The organism is Micromonospora sp. PTRAS2 (assembly GCF_054052245.1).
In genome coordinates this window covers 276,432-301,961 of record NZ_JBSWBU010000003.1, presented here as the reverse complement: position 1 = coordinate 301,961, position 25,530 = coordinate 276,432, and the positions used below count along the sequence as shown (strand labels likewise).

Annotated in this window: 21 protein-coding genes and 1 pseudogene; 14 read left to right on the top strand and 8 right to left on the bottom strand. The window is 73.0% G+C overall.

Annotated features, from left to right (window positions below):
• Positions 1-2 precede the first annotated feature (2 nt).
• Positions 3-734: an SDR family oxidoreductase gene (locus tag ACVMYR_RS12165; RefSeq protein ID WP_457121843.1), complete on the bottom strand. Its 732-nt coding sequence runs from the start codon at positions 732-734 to the stop codon at positions 3-5.
• A 93-nt stretch (positions 735-827) separates the two neighbouring features.
• Here ACVMYR_RS12165 and ACVMYR_RS12160 point away from each other — a divergent pair, with 93 nt between their 5' ends.
• Entirely contained in the window at positions 828-1,676 is an 849-nt protein-coding gene (locus ACVMYR_RS12160; RefSeq protein WP_457121842.1) for a LysR family transcriptional regulator, read from the top strand.
• Between the two features lie 6 nt (positions 1,677-1,682).
• Here the strand turns inward: ACVMYR_RS12160 and ACVMYR_RS12155 are convergent, their stop codons facing one another.
• Positions 1,683-2,804, bottom strand: coding sequence for an LCP family protein (locus ACVMYR_RS12155; RefSeq protein ID WP_457121841.1), 1,122 nt, complete (start codon positions 2,802-2,804; stop codon positions 1,683-1,685).
• 139 nt (positions 2,805-2,943) lie between these two features.
• On the opposite strand from ACVMYR_RS12155, the gene ACVMYR_RS12150 reads away from it, so the two are divergent.
• Together ACVMYR_RS12150 and guaA are read left to right on the top strand one after the other, a co-directional pair.
• Positions 2,944-4,638 (top strand): FAD-dependent oxidoreductase, encoded by a 1,695-nt coding sequence (locus ACVMYR_RS12150; RefSeq protein WP_457121840.1) that lies wholly within the window; start codon positions 2,944-2,946, stop codon positions 4,636-4,638.
• Positions 4,639-4,693: 55 nt separating this feature from the next.
• The gene (guaA, locus tag ACVMYR_RS12145) at positions 4,694-6,250 is read left to right on the top strand and encodes a glutamine-hydrolyzing GMP synthase (RefSeq protein ID WP_396793143.1); all 1,557 of its coding nucleotides are present in this window, start codon (positions 4,694-4,696) and stop codon (positions 6,248-6,250) included.
• 18 nt (positions 6,251-6,268) lie between these two features.
• Here guaA and ACVMYR_RS12140 read toward each other — a convergent pair whose 3' ends face one another.
• Entirely contained in the window at positions 6,269-6,535 is a 267-nt protein-coding gene (locus ACVMYR_RS12140) for a PspC domain-containing protein (RefSeq protein ID WP_043965673.1), read from the bottom strand.
• A 144-nt stretch (positions 6,536-6,679) separates the two neighbouring features.
• On the opposite strand from ACVMYR_RS12140, the gene ACVMYR_RS12135 reads away from it, so the two are divergent.
• From ACVMYR_RS12135 to ACVMYR_RS12125, 3 genes are all read left to right on the top strand, one after another.
• Positions 6,680-7,627, top strand: coding sequence for an NUDIX hydrolase (locus ACVMYR_RS12135; protein WP_043965675.1), 948 nt, complete (start codon positions 6,680-6,682; stop codon positions 7,625-7,627).
• Positions 7,628-7,765: 138 nt separating this feature from the next.
• Positions 7,766-8,677 carry an NUDIX hydrolase gene (locus tag ACVMYR_RS12130; RefSeq protein WP_228986536.1) on the top strand — a complete coding sequence of 304 codons (912 nt, stop codon included), beginning with the start codon at positions 7,766-7,768 and terminating at the stop codon, positions 8,675-8,677.
• Between the two features lie 346 nt (positions 8,678-9,023).
• Positions 9,024-9,944 carry a CDP-alcohol phosphatidyltransferase family protein gene (locus tag ACVMYR_RS12125; RefSeq protein ID WP_043965676.1) on the top strand — a complete coding sequence of 307 codons (921 nt, stop codon included), beginning with the start codon at positions 9,024-9,026 and terminating at the stop codon, positions 9,942-9,944.
• A gap of 60 nt (positions 9,945-10,004) precedes the next feature.
• Here the strand turns inward: ACVMYR_RS12125 and ACVMYR_RS12120 are convergent, their stop codons facing one another.
• The 3 genes and pseudogenes from ACVMYR_RS12120 to ACVMYR_RS12110 all read right to left on the bottom strand — a co-directional run bounded on the left by ACVMYR_RS12120 (position 10,005) and on the right by ACVMYR_RS12110 (position 13,733).
• Positions 10,005-11,258 carry a phosphatidylserine decarboxylase gene (locus ACVMYR_RS12120; RefSeq protein ID WP_457121839.1) on the bottom strand — a complete coding sequence of 418 codons (1,254 nt, stop codon included), beginning with the start codon at positions 11,256-11,258 and terminating at the stop codon, positions 10,005-10,007.
• Positions 11,259-11,726: 468 nt separating this feature from the next.
• Positions 11,727-11,910, bottom strand: a pseudogene (locus ACVMYR_RS12115) (hypothetical protein); the annotation flags it as partial.
• Entirely contained in the window at positions 11,907-13,733 is a 1,827-nt protein-coding gene (locus ACVMYR_RS12110) for a PspC domain-containing protein (RefSeq protein WP_457121838.1), read from the bottom strand. The pseudogene ACVMYR_RS12115 and the gene ACVMYR_RS12110, both read right to left, overlap by 4 nt.
• A gap of 262 nt (positions 13,734-13,995) precedes the next feature.
• Between ACVMYR_RS12110 and ACVMYR_RS12105 the strand changes: the two genes are divergently transcribed.
• The 7 genes from ACVMYR_RS12105 to ACVMYR_RS12075 all read left to right on the top strand — a co-directional run bounded on the left by ACVMYR_RS12105 (position 13,996) and on the right by ACVMYR_RS12075 (position 22,358).
• Complete coding sequence (locus ACVMYR_RS12105; RefSeq protein WP_228986552.1) at positions 13,996-15,192, top strand: PspC domain-containing protein; 1,197 nt, start codon at positions 13,996-13,998, stop codon at positions 15,190-15,192.
• A 2-nt stretch (positions 15,193-15,194) separates the two neighbouring features.
• A complete protein-coding gene (locus ACVMYR_RS12100) occupies positions 15,195-15,881 on the top strand; it encodes a response regulator (protein ID WP_043965680.1) in 687 nt (228 codons plus the stop codon).
• A gap of 642 nt (positions 15,882-16,523) precedes the next feature.
• The gene (locus ACVMYR_RS12095) at positions 16,524-18,164 is read left to right on the top strand and encodes a peptide ABC transporter substrate-binding protein (RefSeq protein WP_077938357.1); all 1,641 of its coding nucleotides are present in this window, start codon (positions 16,524-16,526) and stop codon (positions 18,162-18,164) included.
• A gap of 147 nt (positions 18,165-18,311) precedes the next feature.
• Positions 18,312-19,238, top strand: coding sequence for an ABC transporter permease (locus tag ACVMYR_RS12090; RefSeq protein ID WP_077938358.1), 927 nt, complete (start codon positions 18,312-18,314; stop codon positions 19,236-19,238).
• 75 nt (positions 19,239-19,313) lie between these two features.
• Positions 19,314-20,297, top strand: a complete 984-nt coding sequence (locus ACVMYR_RS12085) for an ABC transporter permease (RefSeq protein ID WP_077938359.1) — start codon at positions 19,314-19,316, stop codon at positions 20,295-20,297.
• A 26-nt stretch (positions 20,298-20,323) separates the two neighbouring features.
• A complete protein-coding gene (locus ACVMYR_RS12080) occupies positions 20,324-21,352 on the top strand; it encodes an ABC transporter ATP-binding protein (RefSeq protein ID WP_077938360.1) in 1,029 nt (342 codons plus the stop codon).
• Entirely contained in the window at positions 21,345-22,358 is a 1,014-nt protein-coding gene (locus ACVMYR_RS12075; protein WP_077938361.1) for an ABC transporter ATP-binding protein, read from the top strand. The genes ACVMYR_RS12080 and ACVMYR_RS12075 overlap by 8 nt, the downstream gene beginning before the upstream one ends.
• 108 nt (positions 22,359-22,466) lie before the next feature.
• Here the strand turns inward: ACVMYR_RS12075 and ACVMYR_RS12070 are convergent, their stop codons facing one another.
• A complete protein-coding gene (locus tag ACVMYR_RS12070; RefSeq protein ID WP_077938362.1) occupies positions 22,467-22,811 on the bottom strand; it encodes a chorismate mutase in 345 nt (114 codons plus the stop codon).
• A gap of 338 nt (positions 22,812-23,149) precedes the next feature.
• Between ACVMYR_RS12070 and ACVMYR_RS12065 the strand changes: the two genes are divergently transcribed.
• A complete protein-coding gene (locus ACVMYR_RS12065; RefSeq protein WP_144082693.1) occupies positions 23,150-23,530 on the top strand; it encodes a hypothetical protein in 381 nt (126 codons plus the stop codon).
• 134 nt (positions 23,531-23,664) lie between these two features.
• Here the strand turns inward: ACVMYR_RS12065 and ACVMYR_RS12060 are convergent, their stop codons facing one another.
• Positions 23,665-25,515: a bifunctional metallophosphatase/5'-nucleotidase gene (locus ACVMYR_RS12060; RefSeq protein ID WP_077938364.1), complete on the bottom strand. Its 1,851-nt coding sequence runs from the start codon at positions 25,513-25,515 to the stop codon at positions 23,665-23,667.
• Positions 25,516-25,530: the final 15 nt, after the last annotated feature.

Here is a 25,530-nt window from a genome sequence, read left to right as displayed (position 1 = left end):
CGTCACCAGGGCACCACCCCGGCGTCCTCGAAGAAACCGCCGGTCGGGCCGTCGTCGGGCAGGGTCGCGAGCCGGATCGCGATCGCCGCACCCTGCTCCGGGGTACGGACCCCCTGGAAGTTGTTGAGGTCGGTGGCGACGTAGCCGGGGCAGGCGGCGTTGATCAGGATGTTCGTGCCGCGCAGCTCCCTGACGTACTGCACGGTGACGGCGTTGAGGAACGTCTTCGACGGCGAGTACGCGACGGCGACCGGACCCGTGGTGAGGTCACCCTCGGCGGCGGACTGCCGGGCGAGGGAGCCGACGCCGCTGGACATGTTCACGATCCGGGGCGACGCCGACCGGCGCAGCAGCGGCAGCATGGCGTTGGTGACCCGGATGACGCCGAGCACGTTCGTCTCCACGACGGCCCGCACCACCGCGAGGTCGACGGTGGTGGGCAGCTGCGCCCGGCCACCGGTCACCCCGGCGTTGTTGACCAGCGCGTCGAGGCGGCCGGCACGCTGTTCGACCAGCGCGGCGGCGGCGGTGACGCTCGCGTCGTCGGTCACGTCCAGCGGCACCCCGAACGCGTCGACGCCGGCCGCGCGCAGCTTCGCCACGGCGGTCTCCCGGCGCTGCCCGTCCCGTGCGCCGACGCCGACGCTGAAGCCGAGGGCGCCCAGGCCGGCGGCGATCTCGTACCCGATTCCCTTGTTGGCGCCGGTGACCAGCGCGATCTTCGCCTCGCTCATGCGGTCGATCCTGGCCGGGCCCGGCCAGGCCACCAACACCGACTGAGTGCGCAGCGATACCCGGCGGGTATCGGCCCCGGGTACCGTGGGGGCATGGAGACGCGGGAGTTGCGGTACTTCGTCGCCGTCGCCGAGGAGCTCCACTTCGGGCGGGCGGCGCAGCGGCTCGGCATCGCGCAGCCGCCGCTGTCGCGGGCGATCGCGCAACTCGAACGGCGGCTCGGGGTGACGCTGCTGGAACGCAGCAGTCGCAGCGTCACCCTGACCGAGGCCGGCTCGGTGCTGCTGGTCGAGGGCCGGGCGGCCCTCGACGCCGTCTCCGCCGCCGACCGGCGCACCCGCCGCGCCGCCCGCGCCGCGACCGGAGACCCCGGCCTGGTCCTGGTCACCAAGGCCGGAGCGTCCAGCGAACTGCTGGCGAAGCTGCTCGACGCCTACGCCGCCGAACCCGGCGCGGTCGCCGTCGACGTGCACCTGTGCGGGATCGGCGAGCAGGAGCGGCTGCTGCGCGACGGACGGGCGGACGTGGCGCTGCTGCACCGGCCGTTCGACTCGGCCGTCGGGTTCGACACCGAGGAGTTGTACACGGAGGGGCAGGTGGTGCTGCTGCCGGCCGGGCATCCCCTCGCCGGCCGGGCCGAGCTGCGGGAGGCCGACGTCGCCGACCTTCCCGGCCTGCCGCTGCCGCGCTGGCCGCGCCGCGACGGCACCTACCCGGACGGTCCCGGTCCGCAGGTCCGCGACCAGGTGCAGCTGTACGAGCTGATCGCGCTCGGCCGGGCGTCGGCGGTGCTGCCCGAGTCGTGTCGGGTCCACCTGCGCCGCGACATCGCCGCCGTGCCGGTGCAGGACGCGCCGAGCGTGACGACGGTGATCGCCTGGCCGCCGCACAGCCGGTCCAAGGCGCTGGCCGTGCTGATCCGGACGGCGCTCGGCCTCTAGCCGGGCCTAGTTCTTCACCACCAGCTCCGGGTGGTCGGCCAGGTACTGCTCGGCCCGGCCCTCCTTGAGCGCGGTGAGGAACTGCCGGCCGACCGGCTTGAGCTGTTCGCCGCGGTAGCCGCTGCCCTTGCCCACCCCCTCGCCGGGCAGGCCGACGAGGACGAGCCGGTCGGCGGGCAGCCCGCCGAGGGCGTACGCGAGGTCGACGATCCGTGGCCCGCCGGCGTAGAGGAGGGTGTCGCCGAGCGCCCCGACGACCTGCTCGACCCGGTCGGGCTGCCGGGGCAGGCTCTCGGACTGCATCTTCGCCACGATGGCCCGGATGAGCTGCTGCTGGTGGCGCTGCCGGTCGTAGTCCCCGTTCTTCAGGCCGTAGCGCTGCCGGGCGTAGTCCAGCGCCTGCCAGCCGTTGAGGTGCCGCTCGCCCTTCTCGTAGACCATCTGCGGGCCGACGTAGCCGCCGCCGCCCGGCGCGGCCTCGCGGTGCCGGCCGTCCGGCCGCCGGTGCAGCGAGACGGTCCGCTGGTCGACGTAGAGGTCGACCCCGCCGACGGCGTCCACCAGCTTCTCGAAGCCGGTGAAGGTGACCACGGCGCCGGCGTCGAAGCGTAGCCCGGTGTAGCCGCTGACGGTGCTGCGCAGCAGCTCGTACCCCTGGGCGGTGCTCGGCTTCTTGGGCTTGCTAGGCACCCGGCTGCCGTAGCTCATCGCGTGGGTGAGCTTGGTCTTCCCGCCGGAGTAGCCGGCCTTCGGGTAGGCCGGGATGTCGACCAGCAGGTCCCGCGGCAGCGAGAAGAGGTACGCCCGGTCCAGCCCCGCCGGCACGTGCGCCACCAGCACGGCGTCGCCGTGCGGCTCCCAGCCGGGCACGCTGACCCGGGTGTCCACGCCGACGAGCAGCAGGTTCAGCGGCCCGGTGACGTCGGCCCCCGGCGGCGGGGTCGGGCTCGGTGTCGGCGACGGCGTGGGGGTGGGCGCGGCGGTGACCCGCCCCGCCCCGCGTTCGGTCTGCCGGTCGGCGACCAGCCGGGCCGCCACCGTGCCGCCGACCGCCAGCACGACGGCCGCCGCGACGACGGCCAGCCCCACCCGCCACCGCCGCCGTCCGGTACCCGTCTGTCCGGCCATGTCCGCACCCCCGCCCCTACAACGCTCCGAGGGCCACGCCGGGTTGCGGCCGCTGAGCCGCGGATCACCGGCGGCGGGGTGCATGGTCCCGCGAAAACCGGCTATGGCGCGAGAGCTACTCGTCGGTAATGATGCGTTCATGCGGTACGACGTGCTCGTCATCGGGTCCGGCTTCGGCGGCAGCGTCACCGCGCTCCGGCTGGCCGAGAAGGGCTACTCGGTCGGCGTCCTGGAGGCCGGGCGGCGCTTCGCCGACGACGAGTTCCCCGAGACCTCGTGGCGGCTGCGGCGGTTCCTGTGGGCCCCGCGGCTCGGCTGCTACGGCCTGCAACGGATCACCCTGCTCCGCTCCGCCGACCGGAAGGCCGGCGGCGGGGTGCTGGTGCTCTCCGGCGCGGGGGTCGGCGGCGGCTCCCTGGTCTACGCGAACACCCTCTACGAGCCCCTCGACGCGTTCTACGCCGACCCGCAGTGGCGGGACGTCACCGACTGGCGGGCCGAGCTGGCCCCGCACTACGACCAGGCGAAGCGGATGCTCGGCGTCACCACGTACCCGCTGCATACCCGGGCGGACACCGCGATGCGGGCGGTCGCCGACCGGATGGGGGTCGGGCACACCTTCCACCCCACCCCCGTCGGCGTGCACATCGGCCGGCCGGGGGAGCGGGCCGCCGACCCGTACTTCGGCGGCGCCGGCCCGGAACGCACCGGCTGCACGCACTGCGGGGCGTGCATGACGGGCTGCCGGCAGGGGGCGAAGAACACGCTGGTCAAGAACTACCTGTGGCTGGCCGAGCGGCTCGGCGTGCAGGTGCACCCGCTGACCACCGTCACCGCCGTGCGCCCCGCCGACGGGGGCGGCTACCGGGTCGAGACCGTGCGCACCGGGGCCTGGCTGCGCAGGCGCCGCCGGGTGTGGCACGCCGACCAGGTGGTCCTCGCCGCCGGGGCGCTCGGCACCCAGCGGCTGCTGCACGAGATGAAGGCCACCGGGGCGCTGCCCCACCTGTCCGACCGCCTCGGCGAGCTGACCCGGACGAACTCCGAGGCGATCCTCGGCGCGTCCGTGCCACCCGGGCCGGCCCGCGCGCAGGGGCTGGACTTCACCGAGGGGGTGGCGATCACCAGCTCGTTCCACCCCGACCCGCAGACCCACATCGAGCCGGTCCGCTACGGGCGGGGCTCCAACGCGATGGGACTGCTCCAGTCGCTGCTGGTCGACGGCGGGCCGCACCGGGTCCGCCGCTGGCTGGTCGGGCTGCTCACCCAGCCCCGCCTCGCGGCGCGGATGCTCACCGTCCGCGACTGGTCGCGGCGCACCGTCATCGCGCTGGTCATGCAGTCGGCCGACAACTCGCTGACCACCCGCTGGCGGCGCGGCCCGCTCGGGCGGCGGCTGGTCGCCGGCCCCGGTCACGGCGAGCCCAACCCGACGTGGATCCCCGCCGGCAACGCCGCCGCGCGGCTGCTCGCCGAGGAGATCGGCGGCACGCCGGGCGGGTCGCTCACCGAGCCGTTCGACATCCCGATCACCGCGCACATCCTCGGTGGGGCGGTGATCGGGGCCACCCCGGCCGACGGGGTGATCGACCCGTACCACCGGGTGCACGGGCACCCGGGGCTGCACGTGGTGGACGGGGCGGCCGTGTCGGCGAACCTGGGGGTGAACCCGTCGCTGACCATCACCGCCCAGGCGGAACGGGCGATGTCGTGCTGGCCCAACCGGGGCGAGGCGGATCCCCGGCCGCCGCTGGGGGAGGCGTACCGGCGGGTGGCGGCGGTGCCGCCGGTGCGTCCGGCGGTGCCGGCGCACGCCCCGGGCGCGCTGCGCTGAGCGCGCGGCGGGGTCCGTGCCGGGGCGGGGGTGACTGTCGGTAGGCTTCCTGCCCATGAGCACGCCTCGCCCCGTCCTCGTGGTGGACTTCGGAGCCCAGTACGCCCAGCTCATCGCGCGCCGGGTGCGTGAGGCGCGGGTCTACTCGGAGATCGTGCCGCACTCGATGCCGGTGGCGGAGATGCTGGCGAAGAACCCGGCCGCGATCATCCTGTCCGGTGGCCCGGCCAGCGTCTACGCGCCCGACGCCCCCCAGGTCGACGCGGGGATGTTCGACGCGGGCGTGCCGGTCTTCGGCATCTGCTACGGCTTCCAGGCGATGGCCCAGGCCCTCGGCGGCACGGTCGCGCGCACCGGCAATCGCGAGTACGGCGGCACCCCGCTGCGCCCCCGCCTCACCGAGCCCGGGGTGTTGCTGCGCGACCTGCCGGCCGACCTGCCGGTCTGGATGAGCCACGGCGACTGCGTGACCGAGGCCCCGGCGGGCTTCGCGGTGACGGCCGAGTCGGCCGGTGCCCCGGTCGCCGCGTTCGAGGACCTGGCCGGGCGGCGCGCGGGCGTGCAGTTCCACCCGGAGGTGGGGCACACCGCGCACGGCCAGGAGATGCTCACCCGGTTCCTCTACGACATCGCCGGCATCGAGCCGACCTGGACGCCCGAGAACATCATCGACGAGCAGGTGGCCCGCATCCGCGCCCAGGTGGGCGACAAGGAGGTCATCTGCGGCCTGTCCGGCGGGGTCGACTCGGCCGTCGCCGCCGCGCTGGTGCACAAGGCCGTCGGCGACCAGCTCACCTGCGTCTTCGTCGACCACGGCCTGCTGCGGGCGGGCGAGGCCGAGCAGGTGGAGAAGGACTACGTCGCCGCCACCGGGATCAAGCTGAAGGTGGTCGACGCGGCCGACCGGTTCCTCGGCGCGCTGGCCGGGGTGACCGACCCGGAGCAGAAGCGCAAGATCATCGGCCGGGAGTTCATCCGGGTCTTCGAGGCCGCCGCCCGGGAGATCGCCGCGCACGGCGACGTCGAGTTCCTGGTGCAGGGCACCCTCTACCCCGACGTGGTGGAGTCCGGGGGCGGCACCGGCACCGCCAACATCAAGAGCCACCACAACGTCGGCGGCCTGCCGGAGGACCTGAAGTTCGCCCTGGTCGAGCCGCTGCGCACGCTGTTCAAGGACGAGGTGCGCACGCTGGGCCTCCAGCTGGGCCTGCCCGAGGCGATGGTCTGGCGGCACCCGTTCCCGGGCCCGGGCCTCGCCATCCGGATCATCGGGGCGGTCGACCGGGAGCGGCTGGACCTGCTGCGCCAGGCCGACCTGATCGCCCGCGAGGAGCTGACCGCCGCGGGCCTGGACCGGGGCGTGTGGCAGTTCCCGGTGGTGCTCCTGGCCGACGTGCGCAGCGTCGGCGTGCAGGGCGACGGGCGCAGCTACGGCCATCCCGTGGTGCTGCGCCCGGTCTCCAGCGAGGATGCGATGACCGCCGACTGGTCCCGGCTGCCCTACGAGGTGGTGGCCAGGATCTCCACCCGGATCACCAACGAGGTGGCCGAGGTGAACCGGGTGGTCCTGGACGTCACGAGCAAGCCGCCGGGCACCATCGAGTGGGAGTGACCCCACCCGCCCGCCGGCTCAGCCGCCGGTGGGTGACGCGGGGTCCGTCGGGTGCGGCCACGCCGGGGCGTCGGCCGGCTCCTCCGGCATGAGGAACCACATGATCGGGTACGCGAGCGCGGCCACCCCGGCGGTGGCGAGCGTCGCGACGGCGAAGAGCACCCGGACGAGGGTGGGGTCGACGGCGAAGTAGCGGCCGAGGCCGCTGGCCACCCCGGCGACCATCCGGTCGGTGGTGGGTCGGCGGAGTTGCTTGTACGGGGCCTGGTGCGGTGTCGAGGTCATGCCTCCACGTTCCGCGCCGGGCGGCGGGGCGACCTCGGTGACGGCCCGGATCATTACCCTGACCGATCCCTGATGATCCAGTATTCAGTCAGGAATCTGACACTTTTCGATGCCGGTAACGAGGTGCGGGGAGAATTTGGCCCCGTGACCACCATGCTGGAGCCGCTCCGCAGGATCGCGGCATACGCAGTCTGTGCTGACTCAGTCGGCCGAGTGTTGCTGGTCCGCGCATCGGAGCGCTCCGGCACCCCCGGCACGTGGTCCCTCCCCGGCGGGGCGGTCGACCACGGCGAGGACCCCAACCACACCGTCGTCCGGGAGACCGCCGCCGAGACCGGGCTCTCGGTCGCCGTCTCCGGCCTCGACGACGTGCTGGCCGACATGCGGGCCCTGCCCGAGCGCGGCATCACCATCCACACCGACCGGCTCATCTACCGGGTGTCGGTGCGCGGCGGCACGCTCACCGACCGGGTCGACCGCCCCACCGACCTGGCCCGCTGGGTCACCCCCACCGAGGCGCGCGAGCTGCCGCTGCGCGCGTTCACCGCGCGGGCCCTCGGGCTGCCCGCCTCCTCGGCCGACGTGGTGCCCGACGAGCCCCCGGAGTTCCCCTCCTTCTACGCGGTGCCCGGCCCCGACGGGCTGCACCGCGCCCAGCGCTTCGCCGCGTACGCGGTGGCCACCGACCCCGACGGCCGGGTGCTGCTCACCCGGGTCTCCGACGGCTACCCGGGGGCCGGCTGCTGGCACCTGCCCGGGGGCGGCACCGACTACGGCGAGCAGCCGGGCGCGGCGCTGATCCGGGAGCTGGTCGAGGAGACCGGTCAGCGGGGCCGCCTCGTCGAGCTGCTCGGGGTGGCCAGCCACCGCGACGCCGCCTCCCTCGGCCCGGAGGGCTACCCGATCGACTGGCACGGCGTGCGCGCCTTCTACCGGGTGATGGTCGACCAGCCCGCCCCGCCCACGGTGACCGACGTCGGCGGCTCCACCTGCGAGGCCCGCTGGTTCGCCCGGGAGGAGCTGGGCGCGCTGCCCGCCGACCGGCTCACCGAGGTCACGGCCGAGGCCGTCCAGGCCGCCCGCCTCGCCTGACCGCCGCCCGAGCCGGGCCCGACCGGTCGCCCGACCCGGGGTGCGGCCCTACGGCCCCACGTCGTCGCCCGCGCGGCCGTCGTCCGCGATAGCTTCTTGATCGACCGGGCGTCCCGCCCGGGGACCGGGAGGCGCGGGGTGCGGGAACAGCGACGGCGGGTGGGGGTCTACGGGGTGTGCCGGGGCCGCGACGGGCGGGTGCTGCTCGTGCGCGGCTCCGCGTCGGCCGACCACCCCGGCGTGTGGCAGCTGCCCGGGGGCGGGCTGGAGCACGGGGAGCACCCCGAGGCCGGCGTGGTCCGGGAGTTCGCCGAGGAGACCGGCCTCGACGTCCGGGTGACGGGCCTGCTCGCCGCCGTCTCGGACGTCACCGGGCTGCCGGGCGTGGCGCTGCACACCGACCGGATCGTCTTCGCCGTCGAGGCGACCGGCGGCACGCTGCGCGACGAGCCCGACGGCACCACCGACCTGGCGCGCTGGTCGACCCTCGACGAGGCCGCCGGGCTGCCGCTGCTGCCGTTCACCGCCGAGGCGCTCGGCCTGCCGGTCACCCCGCTCCGGCGGCCCGATCCCGGGGCGTCCCCCGACACGCCGTACCCGCCGGTCCCGGCCGACCGGCGGCAGCGTTTCGCGGCGTACGGGCTGGTCACCGACCCGGGCGGGCGGGTGCTGCTCACCCTGATCGCCGACGGCTACCCGGGGGCCGGGCTGTGGCACCTGCCCGGCGGCGGCACCGACCACGGCGAGCAGCCGGCCGCCGGCCTGCTCCGCGAGCTGGTCGAGGAGGCCGGGCAGCTCGGCCGGGTCGTCGAGCTGCTCACCGTCCACCACCGCTACGATCCCGGCGCGCTGGGGCCGGAGGGCCGGCCGATGGACTGGCACGGGGTGCGGGTGGTCTACCGGGTGGTGGTCGACGACCCCACCGAGGCCCGGGTCACGGAGCTGGCCGGGGGGTCGACGGCCGCCGCCGCCTGGTTCCCGCCGGACGCGCTCGGCGACCTGCCGCTGACCGAGGTGGCGGCCCTGGTAACCGGACATGGGGTCGCATAGCGCCCGCCCGCCGAGCCGGTATCGACGACCTCCGGTAGGCTGAAGGCGGGGTTGATGGAGGATCGGGCGATCAGGCCCGAGATGGGAATAGAAGAGGCGATTCGCGCGGTTTAACGGAGATATAAGGTCCGCCGGCAGCTATCGCCAAGCCCCCTACCCCTGTGCAATGGTGTACTCCGCTTTGACGGCTGCCGGGCCCGAAGCGGTCCGGCACGAGACAGCCGGACACCCGCCCTCGTGGCGGCCAGCCCGATCCGGTGATGGAGGAAACGTGCCGAGAGCCCCATGGCGCCGGCGTCGTACGACTGACAGTCCGCGCCCCGCAGGGCGTCGCTGGGCGGGCCCGTTGCGCCGCAGCAGCACGTTCGCCCGCCAGGTGCTGCTCGTCCGGGTGGGACGCCGTGACGGCGTCGCCGCCGCGGGCACCGACCTGACCTCGCCCGAGCACCGCTACCTCGACCGGCAGCGCCGCCGCTACGGCCTCGACCGCTACCAGCGCACCGAGGTCGAGGCGGTCGTGCCGGTGAGCCCGGCCGTGGGCCCCGCCGCCCCGGTCGACGACGCGGCGTCGATGTCGATCCCGCTGCTGCCCGGCGCGCGGACGACGGCCCGCCGGGTCAAGTTCGCCCTGGTCAACGCCTGCACCCTGGCCAGCCTCGTGCTGGGCATCAACGCCATCTTCGTGGCCATGCAGGGCCAGGTGCGCCTCGCCGCGCTCCTGCTGATCGCCTGCGTGGCGTTCGACGGGCTCGACGGCGCGCTGGCCCGCCGGTTCGGGGTGGCCAGCCCGTTCGGCGCCCAGATGGACTCGCTGGCCGACATGTGCTCGTTCGGCCTGGCCGCCCCCGTGGTGGTCTACGCCTCGCTCGCCGGCGAGGCGCCGCGCGCCGCCGCCGCGGTCGCCGCCGCGCTCGTCGCCGCCTGCGCGGCGATCCGGCTCGCCCGGTTCAACGTCTCGCCGAAGGACGGCCGCTTCTTCTGCGGCGTGCCGACCACGATGGCCGCGGCCGTGCTGGCCCTGACCGTCGCCCTGGGCCTGCCGCTGCCCGGCCTCGTGCAGATCGCCGGGGTGGCGCTGCTGGCGTTCGCGATGGTCTCCAGCTTCCCGTACGCGAAGCTGGCCCGGCTGGTGAAGCTGCCGCCGTGGCTCTGGCTGGCCCCGGTGGTCGGCGCGCTGGTCGACATCCGGCTCACCTTCGCCCTGATCGTGGTGGGCTACCTGGTCAGCGGCCCCGTGCTCTGGCTGCACCAGCGCCGCACCGCCTGATCCGACGCTCGACGACGAAGGGGGCGCCGCAGTCGCGGCGCCCCCTTCGTCGTGCCCGGCTCAGCGCCAGCGGGCGATGACCGTGGACCCGCCGACCACCCGGTCGCCCGGCCCGACCAGCGGGTCGGCGGCGTCGGCCGGCAGGTAGACGTCGGTGCGCGAGCCGAACCGGATCAGGCCGAACCGCTCGCCCCGGGCCAGCAGCGACCCGATCGGGGCCCGCTGCACGATGCGCCGGGCGATCAGCCCGGTGCGCTGCGCCACGACGACCGTCCCGTGGTCGGTGTCGAGCACCGTGTACGCCGCCACGTTGTGCTCGGCGTCCGGCTTCATGGCGTTGACGAACCCGCCGTCGGCGACGAAGTAGTCGACCACCTTGCCGGCCACCGGGGAGCGGTTGACGTGCACGTCCAGCACCGACAGGAACACCGCGACCCGCAGCCATTCACCGTCGCCGAACCGCTCGTCGTGCAGCCGCTGCACCGACAGCACCTGACCGTCGGCGGCGGCCACGACGGCCGACGGGTCCTCGGGGACGTCCCGCTGCGGGTCCCGGAAGAACGCGGCCACCGGGACGGCGGCGAGGGCCGGCACCAGCCACAGCTTCGACTTGGGCCGGGCGAGGCGGGTCAGCGCGGCCAGGCCGAGGGTGATGCCGGCCGCCGCGACCCCGTTGGAGTCGATGTGCATGCCCCGCGTCAGCGAAACGCTCGACGGCCGGTGGGCCGGGGCGAGGCGGGCGGCGACCGCCGCGTCGGCCGGGGTGAACCGGAGCCGGTGCACCCGCACCGGCGGGGAGTTGCGCAGCACCAGGTCGCTCCCGGCGCCGTGCAGGGCGGCCTGCCGCTCCAGCTCGGCCGCCGCGCCGGCCGTCCGGGCCGGGGTCGCCGGCACCGCCACGGCGAGCACCGCACCGTCGGCCAGGTATTTCGCCAGGCCGTCGACGGTCGTGCGGGTCTCGTCGGCGGTGCCGGTGAGCGGCTCGGCGGCGATCACCACCTCGACGGCGTCGGCCTCGGCGAGGGAGTCCACCACGCGTACCCGGTCGGCGACCCAAGGGCCCTGGGCCGTCACGTGCTCGCGCAGCGCGGCCGGCGTCGCCGACCCGGCCGGCACGACGGTGAGAGCGTCGCCGGGCAGCAGGGCGTCGATCGCCGCGGCGAGGACCGCGGAGTCCGGGGTCGCGCCGACCAGCAGGGCGGCCTTCGGGTCGTTGCGCCGGGCGAGCTCGGTGACGAGGGTACGGGCGGCACGCTCGCCGATGCGGACCGGACCGGGCCGGCCGGAGGTGCGCACGGCGGGGGACTGGGTCATGTCGGACGGGCTCCTGACGGGGTAGAGACGGCAATCGCGGCGGGATCGCCACGGCGAACCGGTCGGGGTCGACCGCGGACGGGCCCGACGACCGGGCGGCGGGCCGGGGCGAGGCCCCGCGACGCGGCCCGGTCGTCGACGGCCCGGCGGCTCGTCGCGGGCGAGGCCCGCGGCGTGGGCCGGCCGGCGGAGGCGAGATCTCCACGGCCAGCATATGCGCCCTCCGCCGGGGCCCGCACCGCAGCGGTCAACCGCCCGCCCGCTCGCCCCCGCGGGGCGCCCCGCCGTCGCTGACCGGCCGGTCCTCGACCGCCTCGGGCAGGTCGTCGGAGACGGCGGCGGTCGGCCACTCGTCGGTCCGCGCGGCACCCGGCTCCTCGGCCTCCGTCGCGACACCGGCTCCGGCACCGGGCTCGGCGGCCGGTGCCGTCCCGGGGGTGGCCCCCTGCGGGCCGGCCGCCCGGTTGCCCCGGCCGGAGCGCAACGCGCCGACCAGCCCCAGCACGCCGATCAGGAGCAGCCCGCCGGCCAGGAACCAGCCGACCGGGGGGAGGGCCAGGCCGAGCAGCTGGGCGAGCAGCCACCAGGCGGCCAGCGCGACGAAGAACAGGCCGAAGCCGAGCGATACGACGTCGGTGCGGTGCGCCTTCACCGGGCCACCTCCAGGTCTCCGGCGTTGACGTGGACGTAGAGGCGCAGCTTCCCGCCGCCGGGACCGTCCGCGCCGAGGTCGGTGATCTCCCGGAGCCGACCGTCCAGGGCGCCCGAGCGGTTGCCGAAGATGGTCGAGTCCCCGGCGTTGACGTCGGCGATCGTGGTGACGTCGACGTTCGGCGGCACCACCACGGTCGCCTTGCCGAAGTTGATCGCGACGGTGATCTGGGTCTCCTGCTTGTCGAAGTCGATGGCGCGCAGGTCCAGCACGGCGTCGCCGAAGTTGTTCTCGTACCGGTCGGCCAGGTCGCGGCGGTCCGTGGGGGCCCAGGTGACGTCCCCGTCCACGCCCCGGACCCGGTCGTAGGACTCGGCGACCGTGGCGACGCCGAGCGCCGCCGCGGTGACCAGCCCGAGCGCGATCAGCCACCGCGCCCGGCCGAACCAGGCGCCGACGAGCAGGCCGAGCCCGATGGTCGCCAGGGCCGCCGCGAAGTACGCCGCCGCCCCCACCTCGACCACGTCCAGCAGGTCGAGCACGGCCACCACGCCGAGCGCCAGGAAGATCAGCGAGAAGGTCACGGCACCCAGCGGGGACCGCTCCCGGGGCCGCTTCGGCGGCCGGGCCGGCGGGTGCGGCGCCGCCGGGGTCGGTTGCGGCCCCTGGGCGTACGGGCCGTGCGGGGCGAACGGCGGCCGGTAGCCGGGCGGCGCGGGCGGGGTGACCGGCGGGTAGGCGACCGGGGCGGGCGGACCGGTCGACGGGGCGGGCGCGGGCGGCCAGGCCGGCAGCCCGGCGGTCGTCCCGCCCGGGGGCCGGGCGGGTGCGGCCCACCCGGTGGCGGGCTGCCCGGGGACGGGCGCCCCGAACGACTGCCTCGGCAGGGCCCCGGCGGGCTGTCCCGCGAGCGGTGCTCCGGACGGCTGACCGGGGACGCCGGGGCCGGCCGGCGGCGTCGGAGGCACGGCCCCGTGGCCGGCGGGCGGGGTGAACAGCCCCGGCGCGGGCGGGACGACGGTGCCCCGCGTGGGCCACGCGGCCGGCGGCACCGGCCCCGGCGGGGCGGCGGCGGGCGTGCCGGGGGCCGCGCCCCGGCCTGCCGCGGCGTGGTCCCGGTTGAGCAGCAGCGCGCCGCCGACCAGGATGGCCGCGCCGAGCAGCACCGCCCGGAACGCGTCGGTGACGATGTAACCGAAGCTCACCGCGACCAGGATGCTCAGCACGATCACGGTGACCGGGGACATGCTGGACCGGCCCCGGCCGAGCATCGACTCGACGGGGGAGGCGGTGTCGCCCTCGCCGGGGATGATCAGCCAGGCCGTGACGTACACCAGGATGCCGATGCCGCCGAAGAAGCCCAGCACCGCCAGCAGCACCCGCCAGAGCACCGGGTCGGTGTTGGTGGCCCGGCCGATCGCCGCGCAGACGCCGGCCAGGTAGCGACCCTCGCGCGGCCGGACCAGCCCGTACCGGGAGGTGAAGCTGGCTCCCTCGGGCGGCGGGGGCGGCGGGGCCGCGTACCCCCCGGGTGGTGGGCCGCCCGCCCCCGGACCGTCACCCCCGGGCGGCGGCGGTGGCGCGCCCGGGCCCGGCGTCCGCGGCGGCGGCCAGCCCCCGGGGGCCTGGCCGGTCTGCCCGGGCGGGCCCGGCACGGCGGTCGCCTCCGGGTCACCGGGCGCGGCCGCCGCCGGGCCGAAGTCGGTCGGCGCGGTCCAGGCGGCGGGGGTGGTGGGGGCCGCCGGAGCCGGCGGCGGGGGCGGTGGTGGCCCGCCCGGCGGTGCCGTCCCGGGGCGGGGCGGCGGGGCAGCTTCCTCGGTCATGCCTCGATCCTGCTGCGCGGGCCGGCGAGAGACCTCCGGAACCGACCCTGACCCCACCCTGAGATCGGGCGGGCCCGGATGTCCGGGCGTTCCCCGTGGTCTGCGGCCCTCGCGGCGTGTGACGATCGGATCGGCGTCGCCGGCCCCGGCGCGCCCGCGCCCGCGCCGCACGGCGGCCCGGCGTGCGCCCCGCCCGAGCAGGGAGCCTCCGATCAGCGCCGTGACCCAGCCGCCCCGCCTCTACCGGGCGCCCGAGCACCGGATGGCCGCCGGCGTCGCCGCCGGCATCGCCGAGCACCTCGGCATCTCGGTGGTCCGGGTGCGGATCGCGTTCATGGTGCTGCTGGGCCTCAGCGGGCTCGGGCTGTTGCTCTACGCCGCCTTCTGGGCGGTGGTCCCGCTGCGGCCCGGTGACGCCGCCGTCCCGGCCCGCCGGGATCTCGGCCAGCTCCTGCCGTTCGTGGCGATCGGGCTGGTGGTGCTGGTGCTCCAGACGGTGCTCTTCGACTCCGTCGGCGCGGCGGGGACCGCCGGCTGGCTGGTCGCGATCATCGCCGTCGGGGCCGGGGTGATCTGGCACCAGTCCGCGCCGGAGCGCCGCCGGCAGTGGGACGAGCGGATGCCGGTGCCCTGGCTCGGCGCGGTGATCGAGGAGAACGACCGGCGCGCGTTCGTGCTGCGGTTCATCGGCGGCGGGGTGCTGGTCGCGGTCGGCATCATCGGCGTGGCGGCGGTCTACTCGCCCGCGCAGAACTTCGACGCGGTGGTCAACGGCGTCATCTTCGCGCTGGTGGGGCTGGCCGGGGTGGGGGTGGTGGCGGCCCCGGTGCTCTGGCGGACCTACAACCAGCTCCGCTCGGAGCGGGAGGGGCGCATCCGCGAGCAGGAGCGGGCGGAGCTGGCCGCCATGGTGCACGACCAGGTGCTGCACACCCTCGCGTTGATCCAGCGCAACGCCGCCGACACCACGACCGTGCAGCGGCTCGCGCGCGGGCAGGAGCGGTCGCTGCGCAACTGGCTCTACAAGCCGACCGCCTCGCCGACGGAGCGGTTCGCCGCGGCCCTGGAGCAGGCGGCGGCCGAGGTCGAGGACACCTACGCCATCACCGTGGAGACGGTGGTGGTGGGCGACCGGGGCACCGACGAGCGGGTCGGCGCGCTGGTCGCGGCGGCCCGCGAGGCGCTGGTGAACGCGGCCCGGCACGCCGGGGTGCGGACGGTCTCGCTGTACGCCGAGGTCGAACCGGAGCAGGTGAGCGTCTTCGTCCGGGACCGGGGCAAGGGCTTCGATCCCGATACGGTGGAGGACCACCGGCACGGGGTCCGGGGGTCGATCGTCGGGCGGATGAGGCGGCACGGCGGCCGGGCGGAGATCCGCTCCGAGCCGGGTGAGGGGACGGAGGTCCGGTTGATCCTGCCGATCTCCCGCGACCAGTCCACGGCGGAAAGGGACAGATGACCATGGCCGAGCAGCCGACCGGACCGGTCGAGGGCGGGGCGGGCGCGCCTGCGCGCCTGCGCGTCTTCCTCGTCGACGACCACGCCATGTTCCGCGCGGGGGTCCGCGCCGAGCTGGGCGTGCACGTCGACGTGGTGGGCGAGGCCGGCACGGTGGCCGAGGCGGTCGCCCGGATCGCCGCCAGCGTCCCCGACGTGGTGCTGCTGGACGTGCACATGCCCGACGGCGGCGGCCGGGCGGTGCTGGAGGCGATGCGGCGCAGCCACCCGCAGGTGCGCTTCCTGGCGCTGAGCGTGTCCGACGCCGCCGAGGACGTGATCGGCCTGATCCGGGCCGGCGCCCGGGGCTACGTCACCAAGACGATCTCCCCGGACGAGCTGGCCGCGGCGATTCGCCGGGTGGCCGACGGGGACGCCGTGTTCAGCCCCCGGCTGGCCGGGTTCGTGCTGGACGCGTTCGCCGCCCGGCCGGACGCCCCGGTGGCCGATCCGGAGCTGGACCAGCTCACCAACCGGGAGCGCGAGGTGCTCCGCCTGCTCGCCCGGGGGTACGCGTACAAGGAGATCGCCAAGGAGCTCTACATCTCGATCAAGACGGTCGAGACGCACGTGTCGAACGTCCTACGCAAGCTCCAGATGTCCAACAGGTATGAATTGTCGCGCTGGGCTGCGGACCGCCGCCTGGTGTGATCGACTCCTGGTTCCGGCCGGGCCCCGGCGATGATCCTGGGTGTCGGCCGGTGTGACGCAGCGTAACTGTGAGCCTGGTCATTCGGCTCGCATCCCCCGCTCGGTCGGTGCTGCTCCCCGGGCGGCCGAAGGCCGCCTCGCCCGGACGGGCAGACCGTGTCGGTGTCCGTCCCGCTCCACCCTGCCCGCAGCACGGGGGCGGGGAAGCTCACAGGCTGGTCGCGGGCGTTGGGCGGAACGCGAAAGTCGGTTGTATCTTGGCTGTTCAGCGGGGCGCGGCCGGCTTGTTTCAAGATCATTTCCCAAGTATCGGCCGCACTGCGGGCAACTAACGGCTTGATAACGGCACCTTCACGTAACGGGCCGGCAGGTGTCACAGTTGCAGCACCTCACCCCCGGTGTGAGGCGCCCATGCACGGTCGCGCGACCACGGATGTGTCGAGAAGTCACGGTTCGTGGTCGTCGATTCCTGCGCGGGGGCCGAATCCGGTACGGTGCGGCAGCCCGGCGGATCGGTACATCAGGGGTGTCCCGATTTCCTGCGGTAACCGGCGGTCGGTGGTTGCGACCGCCGGCGGTGTCACCCCCCATGCGTGCGTGAAACCCACGACGGAACAGGTTAGAAAGAGGAGGCCCCTCGGAATGAGAGTCTCGAAGCGGGCGAGTGGCGCGATCGCGCTGGGCGCGGCTTTCGCGCTCGTCGCGTCCGGCTGCTCCAGCAGCGACGGAGAGGGTGGCGAAGCCACCAGCGCGGACGGCGCGATCACGGTCGACGGCACCGAGCCGGAGAACCCGCTGGTTCCGTCGAACACCACCGAGACCGGTGGCGGCAAGATCATCGACTGGATGTGGACCGGTCTGGTCGAGTACCCCAACAACGGTGGTGCCCCGCAGAACGCCCTGGCCGAGTCGATCGAGACGGCCGACTCCAAGGTCTACAAGATCAAGATCAAGCAGGACACGAAGTTCCACGACGGCACCGTCGTCAAGGCCAAGAACTTCGTGGACGCTTGGAACTGGGGCGCCTACTCGCCGAACGGCGCGCAGAACTCCAGCTTCTTCGCCGACATCGAGGGCTTCGCCGACGTCAACACGGCGGACCCGGACGGCCCCGAGGGCCCGCAGAAGGCCCCGGAGCCGAAGGCCAAGGAGATGTCCGGCCTCAAGGTCGTCGACGACTGGAACTTCGAGGTCACGCTCGCCGCGCCGACCGCCGTGTTCCCGACCAAGCTCGGCTACAGCACCTTCATGCCGCTGCCGGACGCCTTCTTCTCGGGCAGCGCCGAGGAGTTCGGCAAGAAGCCGATCGGCAACGGGCCGGTCAAGTTCGTGTCCTGGGAGAACAACGTCCAGATCAAGCTGACGCGGTTCGACGACTACCAGCTGCGCGACAAGATGAAGGTCAAGGACGTCACCGTCAAGATGTACCAGGAGGACACGGCCGCGTACAGCGACCTGGTCTCCGGGAACCTCGACTTCATGCAGCAGGTGCCGGTCGCAGCCCTCGCCGGCGACAAGTGGAAGTCGGACCTCGCCGACCGCGCCATCGCGTCGACCACCCCGTCGACCGGCATCATCGCCTTCCCGATCTACGACAAGCGCTTCCAGAACCCGAAGCTGCGTCGCGCCATCTCCCTGTCGATCAACCGGCAGGAGATCACCGACAAGATCTTCTTCGGTAACCGGAAGCCGGCCGACAGCTGGGCCAACCCGCTGACCCCGGGCGCGGCGCCGGGTAACTGCACCGCGTGCCAGTTCAACGTGGACGAGGCCAAGAAGCTGCTCGCCGAGGCCGGCGGCTTCTCGGGTGAGCTGGTCATGTACTACAACGCCGACGCCAGCCACAAGGAGTGGATGGAGGCCGTCGCGCAGCAGGTCAAGACCAACCTCGGCATCAACGCCCGCGCCGAGGGCGTGCCGACCTTCGCGGTGTTCCGCCAGAACATCAACGCCCACAAGATGAAGGGCGCCTACCGCGCCGGCTGGCAGCAGGACTACCCGGACGTGGAGAACTGGATCAACCCGCTCTACGTGACCGGTGGCTCCTCGAACGACGGTCTGTACAGCAACAAGCAGGTCGACGCCCTGGCCAAGGAGGCCAGCTCCGCGCCGAGCCTCGACGCCTCGCACGCCAAGTTCGCTGAGGCCGTCAAGCTCATCGACCAGGACGTTCCGTCGATGCCTATCTACTTCGGTGGCCAGCAGTCCGGCCACTCGGAGAAGATCAAGAAGATGGAGCTGAGCAACGTCGGCGAACTCGACATCACCTCGGTCGAGCTCTGATCCGTTCGGTCTGACCCCGGGTCGGGCTCACCTACCGGTGGGTCCGGCCCGGGGCCGTTCCGCGAGGAGTGCACAACACTCCCCGCCACGTTGACGTCACCCCGTGTCGGCGGTCGTCCGACGCGCCCCCTGTCAGGAGGACCCCCCATGGGCCGTTATCTGTTGAGACGGCTACTGCAACTCGTCCCGGTCTTCATCGGTACGACGTTCCTGATCTACTGGCTCGTCTGGTCCGTGCCGGGCGACCCGTTCGCCGGCAAGTGCGGCGACCGCCGGTGCCCGGACTCGTACATCAACTTCATGACCGAGAAGTACCAGCTCGACCAGTCGATCTGGGTGCAGTACGCCACCTACATGAAGAACCTGTTCCAGGGGGACTTCGGCGTCACGTACAACAACCGCGCGGTCGGCGACATCATCGCCACCGCGTACCCGAACACCCTGAAGCTCGCCGTGGTGGCCCTGGCGATCGAGGCGGTCATCGGCCTGACCGCCGGCGTCCTGACCGGCCTGCGGCGCAACGGCTTCCTCGACAACCTGGTGCTCGTCTCGACGCTCTTCCTGATCGCGCTGCCGGTCTTCGTCGTCGGCTTCGTCCTCCAGTGGCTGCTCGGCGTCAAGTGGGGCATCGTCCACCCGACCGTCTCCAGCGAGATGCGGCTGTCCGAGCTGCTCCTGCCGGGCTTCGTCCTCGGCAGCGCCTCCATGGCGTACGTCGCCCGGGTGGCGCGCACCAGCATCGCCGAGAACCGCCGCGCCGACTACGTCCGCACCGCCATCGCCAAGGGGCTGCCGATGCGGCGCGTCGTCGGCGTGCACCTGCTGCGCAACTCGCTGATCCCGGTCGTCACCCTCCTCGGCACCGACCTCGGCGCGCTCATGGGCGGCGCCATCGTCACCGAGGGCATCTTCGGCATCAACGGCATCGGCCGGGCCGTGCTCCGGGCGATCGTCACGAAGGAGAGCGCTACCGTTGTCTCCATCGTGGTGGTCCTGGTGCTCGTCTACCTCCTGATGAACCTCCTGGTGGACCTGCTCTACGCCGCTCTCGACCCGAGGATCCGCTATGAGTGAGCAGCGTCGCGAACGAGTCAAGAACGCAGCGTGCCGGGGCCACCGCCCCGGCACCGAGCGCAGCGAGGTGGCGGCATGAGTGACCCCAGCACCGCATCGATCGTCTCGACCCCGCCGGCGACCATGCCCACCGAGGCGGGCTCCGGCGCGCCCGTCGACGCCGGCCTGCCCGCGAACGCCCGCAAGGAGAAGCCGCGCGGCCTGCTCGGCGACGCCTGGCGCGACCTGCGCCGCAAGCCGCTGTTCTGGGTCTCCGCGGTCCTCATCCTGATCTTCGTGCTGATGGCGGCCTTCCCGTCGCTGTTCACCTCCGGGGACCCGGTCAACGGCGCCTTGGCCAACAGTCAGGTCAAGCCGTCCGCCGACGCCTGGTTCGGCTACGACGTGCAGGGCCGCGACGTGTACGCCCGGACGATCTACGGCGCCCGCGCCTCGATCGTGGTGGCCCTGATCTCCACCATCGGCACGCTGCTGATCGGCGGCGCGATCGGCATGATCGCCGGCTACGCCGGCGGCTGGGTCGACGCCCTGCTGTCCCGCTTCGCCGACATCTTCTTCGGCCTGCCGTTCGTGCTCGGCGCGATCGTCATCCTGACCACCTTCAACGGCGCCGGGGCGAGCAACTCCGAGTGGCAGATCATGGGCCTGGTCATCATGTCCCTGGTCGTGCTGAGCTGGCCGGTGGTGATGCGGCTGATGCGCTCCTCGGTGCTGGCCACCAAGGAAGCCGACTACATCGTCGCGGCCCGGGCGCTGGGCGCCGGCCACGGCCGGATCATTCTCAAGCACCTGCTGCCGAACTGCCTCGCCCCGCTGCTGGTCTACGGCACGATCATGGTCGGGTCGTTCATCGGCGCGGAGGCCACGCTGTCGTTCCTGGGCATCGGCCTGAAGACCCCGGTGGTCTCCTGGGGCATCATGATCAGTGAGGCGCAGAACTACATCCGGGTCTCGCCCTTCCTGCTTTTCTTCCCCTCCGCGTTCCTCGTCACCGCCGTGCTCAGCTTCGTGATGCTCGGTGAGGCGGTCCGCGAGGCCCTCGATCCGAAACTGCGCTAGGGGAGATTGAGTTGTCCGACATTCTCGTGTCCGAGCAGTCCAAGCCGGGTGCCGCCGGATCCGGCGGCCCCTCGGGTCGCCTCCTGGAGGTCGAGGACCTGCGGGTCGAGTTCCGCACCCGCGACGGCGTCGCCAAGGTCATCAACGGCGTCACCTACCACGTCGACGCGGGGGAGACCCTCGCCGTGCTCGGCGAATCCGGCTCCGGCAAGAGCGTCACGGCGCAGACCATCATGGGCATCCTCGACACGCCGCCCGGCTTCGTCACCGGCGGCCAGGTGCGCTTCCACGGCAAGGACATGCTCACCATGTCCGCCGAGGAGCGCCGCCGCATCCGCGGCGAGGGCATCGCGATGATCTTCCAGGACGCGCTCTCCGCCCTGAACCCCGTCTTCACCGTCGGGTTCCAGATCGCCGAGCAGTTCCGCATCCGGCGCGGCCTCAGCCGCGCCGACGCCAAGAAGCGCGCGATCGAGATGCTCGACCAGGTCAAGATCCCGAACGCCAAGGGCCGGTTCAGCAACTACCCGCACCAGTTCTCCGGTGGCATGCGGCAACGCGCGATGATCGCGATGTCGCTGGCGCTCGACCCGGAGGTGCTGATCGCCGACGAGCCCACCACCGCGCTCGACGTGACCGTGCAGGCCCAGATCATGGACCTGCTCGCCGAGCTCCAGCGCGAGCGGCAGATGGGCCTGATCCTGATCACCCACGACCTCGGCGTGGTCGCCGACGTCGCGGACCGGATCGCGGTCATGTACGCGGGCCGGATCGTCGAGGAAGCCAACGTCTACGACCTGTACGCCAAGCCGGCGCACCCGTACACGATGGGCCTGATCGACTCGATCCCGCGGATGGACGAGCGGGGCCAGCAACTCCGCACCATCAAGGGCCTGCCGCCGAACCTGATGAACATCCCGCCGGGCTGCCCGTTCAACCCGCGCTGCCCCATGGCGCAGCCGGTCTGCCGGGAGAAGCTGCCACCGCTGCTGCAGATCGGCACCGACCGGGCGAGCGCCTGCCACTTCGCTGAGGATCTGGTGAACCGTGACTGAGAACATCCTCGAAGTCCGTGACCTGGTCAAGCACTACCCCGTCACCCGCGGCGTGGTGTTCAAGAAGACCATCGGGCACGTCAAGGCCGTCGACGGGGTGTCGCTGGAGCTCAAGGCCGGCGAGACGCTCGGCGTGGTCGGCGAGTCCGGCTGCGGCAAGTCCACGCTGGCCCGGGTGCTGATGAACCTGGAGCGGCCGACCGCCGGCAGCGTCAACTACAAGGGCCAGGACATCTCCAAGCTCTCCGGCGGCGCCCTGCGCCGGCTGCGCCGTCAGATCCAGCTGGTCATGCAGGACCCGTACACCTCGCTGAACCCGCGGATGACGGTCGGCGACCTGATCGGCGAGCCGTTCGAGATCCACCCCGAGGTGGCCCCGAAGGGCAGCCGGCGGGACAAGGTCAAGGAACTGCTCGACCTCGTCGGCCTGAACCCGGAGCACATCAACCGGTACCCGCACCAGTTCTCCGGCGGCCAGCGGCAGCGCATCGGCATCGCCCGGGCCCTCGCACTGCGGCCGGAGATCATCATCTGCGACGAGCCGGTGTCGGCCCTGGACGTGTCCATCCAGGCCCAGGTGATGAACCTGCTGGAGAAGCTCCAGACCGAGCTCGGTCTGTCGTACGTCTTCATCGCCCACGACCTGTCGGTGGTCCGGCACCTGTCGGACCGCGTCGCGGTCATGTACCTCGGCAAGATCGTCGAGATCGGCACCGAGGACGAGATCTACGAGCGCCCCACCCACCCGTACACGCAGGCGCTGCTGTCGGCGGTGCCGGTGCCGGACCCGACGCTGCGCGACCAGAAGGCGATCATCCGGCTGACCGGCGACGTGCCGTCGCCGGTCAGCCCGCCCTCAGGCTGCCGGTTCCGCACCCGGTGCTGGAAGGCGCAGGACGTCTGCGCCGAGCAGGTCCCGCTGCTGGAGATCCGCTCCGGCTCGGACCACCCGAGCGCCTGCCACTTCGCAGAGAAGCGCGAGATCGTCGCCAGCCACGAGGCGTGAGCCTGCCCGGCTGACCGACCGATCCCGGCTGACCTGACGAACCTTCGGCTGGCCTGCGACATCCGACCGCCTGCCGGCGTCCCCGCGACGCCGGCAGGCGGTTTCTTTCTACAGCGGGCCGCGGCCGGCGCGGAGCAACAGCAGGGCCAACTGGGTGCCGTCAGCCCCCAGTGCCTGCCGGAACCGCTCCAGGATCTCCCGCTCCCGCGACAGCACCAGCCGGGTGCCCCCGGAGGCCATCCGGGTCGCGCCGACCTCCTGCGACAGGGCGGCCCGTTCCTGCCACAGCGCGATCAACGTGCTGTCGATCTCGTCGATCCGCTCCCGGATGGCGACGATTCGCGCCGCAGCGGCCGAGTCCTCGGTCCCGGTGCCCTGAGGCGGGTTGGTGTGACCGTGGCCCGAACGGGATGGCTCCGGGCTGCTGTTCTGCTGCATCACATCTGTCATCATCGCCGTATCCCTCGGATGTCGGGCCCGGTGCCCGGATCCCGGAACGGAGAAGCCCCGGGCTCCAGAGGCCCGGGGCTTTCGTAGGTCTGATCTGGTCAGACGCGACCCACGGCTACCGGGCTTCCGGTGCCGTAGAAAAAGTAGTGGCGCTGACCGAACACGCCGTTGAGTATGCCCAGCCTGGCTGTTGGTTCGCAAGGAATCCCGCCATGCGGTCCCCGCCGACGCGCGGCGGCAGGGTGGGACGGCTCTGCGCCGCATGTAGGGGCGACATGCGGCGCGGGCGAAGTCGATGGACGGCGATCAGGAAGATCGATATAATTCCTATCAATGTAAAGGTGGCCGGTGGAGTGTGGCTGGCGGCCGACATCATGCCGGAAGGCTCGGCATCCAAGAAACGGGGTTGCATGAAGAACTGGACGAATGTGACGCGAATGGTGGCTGTCACCGCGCTGGTGGCTGGCGGTCTCGTCGGTACGGGCACCGCCGCGCAGGCTGCACCCACGAACTGCAACTCGTCTACCCTCGCCAACGGCTACTGGGTGTTCTGCGGCAGCGGCAGCGGGGAGTACCGAGCGGCCATCACCTGTTGGTACAACAACGGTGCGTCGAGCCGCAACAGGTTCGGCCCGTGGCGCCTTGCCGGTGCGCTGCCGTCTGAGGTCAGCTGCACGAGCAGCGAGGAGCTGGGCGGCTACTGGATCGAGAAGCGGGGCTGACCCGTCCAGAAGGCACCTGAGAGTCCCCGCCCCCGTTCACGGGGGCGGGGACTCTCAATTATCCCCACGTGACGGAATGAGAAGGGGCCCCTTCTCGACCGTATGCGTTAACAAGGGGCCCCTCCTTACACAGCTCAGCCGAGGCGGGTGATGCGGTTCGCCGGGCCGGGGGCGACCGGGTCGCCCGCGCCCACGTACGCCACCAGCGCGTCGACGTCGAAGCCGGGGGCGGTGGTGCGGCCGGTGCCGCCCTTCAGCTCGGTGAAGCCGTCGCCGCCGTTGGCCAGGAAGTCGTTCGTGGTGACCTTGTAGCTGGCCGCCGGGTCGATCGGGGTCCCGTTCAGCGCCAGGGCGCTCACCCGGGAGCCCGCCGGGGCGGTGCTGTCGTACGAGTAGGTCAGCCCGGCCGAGACCTGGAGGATCCGCTGGGCGGTCTGCCCGTTGAAGCCCACGAACTGCTGCTCCAGCACGTTCTTGAGCTGCGCCCCGGTGAAGGTCTGGGTGACCACGAGGTTGTTGAACGGCTGCACGGCGAACGCCTCGCCGTACGTCACCTCGCCCGGCGCCTCGCCGCCGGCCGACGCCCCGTACGACATGGAGGCCCGCACGCCGCCCGGGTTCATGAGCGCGATCTGCGCCCCGTTGCTCTTCGTGTACGCGAGCTGCGCGTCGGCGATCACGTCGCCGAGCGGGCTCTCGCCGTTGGGCAGGGCGTCGCGGACGATGTCGGCGCTGATCTTGCCGACCACCTTGTTGGCGATCGGGGCGACCGCCGTGCGGTACTTGTCGGCCAGCGCCTTCGCGCCCGCGTCCACCAGGTCGGGGTTGCGGGCGTACACGCCGGGGCTGGTCTGCTGCCAGGTGCCGTCGGCGTTGCGGACGCCGTTCTCGACGATGACGTTGCGGGCCGAGATCCCGGTGAACCGGCCGGTGCGCCGGTTGAGGGAGTAGTCGACGTCGGTGATCAGCTGGCCGTTGTTGCCGGCGCTGGTGACCACGCTGGGCTGGCCGGACGAGTTCGGCAGCGAGCACGAGTAGAACCGGTGGGTGTGGCCGGAGACGACGAGGCCGAACTCGGGCCGCAGGCCCTTGACGATGTCGACGATCGGGCCCGAGAAGTTGGCGCAGTCGGAGACGCCGGGGGTGCTCGGCGGCGGGGACTGCGCGCCGCCCTCGTGCACCAGCAGCACCATCGCCTTGACGCCGAACAGCTTGAGCAGGCCGCCCCACTTGTTGGCGGTCTCCACCTCGTCCTTGAAGGTGACGCTGGTGATGCCGGCCGGGTTGACGATGCCGGGGGTGCCCTCCAGGGTGACCCCGACGAAGCCGACGGGCACGCCGCCGACGAACTTGACGTCGACCGGGGGCAGGATCGGCAGCTTGGTCTTCTTGCTGATGGTGTTGGCGGCGAGGTAGGTGAACTTCGCGCCCTTGAAGCCGTCGCCGTCCTGGCAGCCGTCGACCGGGTGGCAGCCGCCCTTGTTGAGCCGGATCAGCTCGTCGACGCCCTCGTCGAACTCGTGGTTGCCGACGGAGCTGATCTCCAGGCCGATCTGGTCCATCAGCTCGATGGTCGGCTCGTCGTGGAACGCGGCGCTGACCAGCGGCGTCGCGCCGATCAGGTCGCCCGCGCCGACGGTGGTGGTGACCCGCCCCTCGGCCTTGGCCTCGGCGCGCAGCTTCTTGAGCCAGGTGGCGAGGTATTCCACGCCGCCGGCCGGGGTGCCGTTGACCACGGCACCGCTGCCCGCCGGCGGGTCGATCGCGCCGTGGAAGTCGTTGTAGCTGAGGAAGTTGCCCTTGACCTCGCCGCCGGTGGGCTTGGCGTAGGAGACCGAGACCGGGGCGAGGGCCGCCCAGGGGTCGGCGGCCGGGGCCGGCGCGGGCCGCGTGGCGGCCGGCAGCGTGGCGACGACAGCCAGTGCGAGGGCCGGCGCGGCGAGGTGACGCAGCACCGCCCGACCGCGCGAGCGCGGTTGACTCATGGTTTTTCTCCCAAA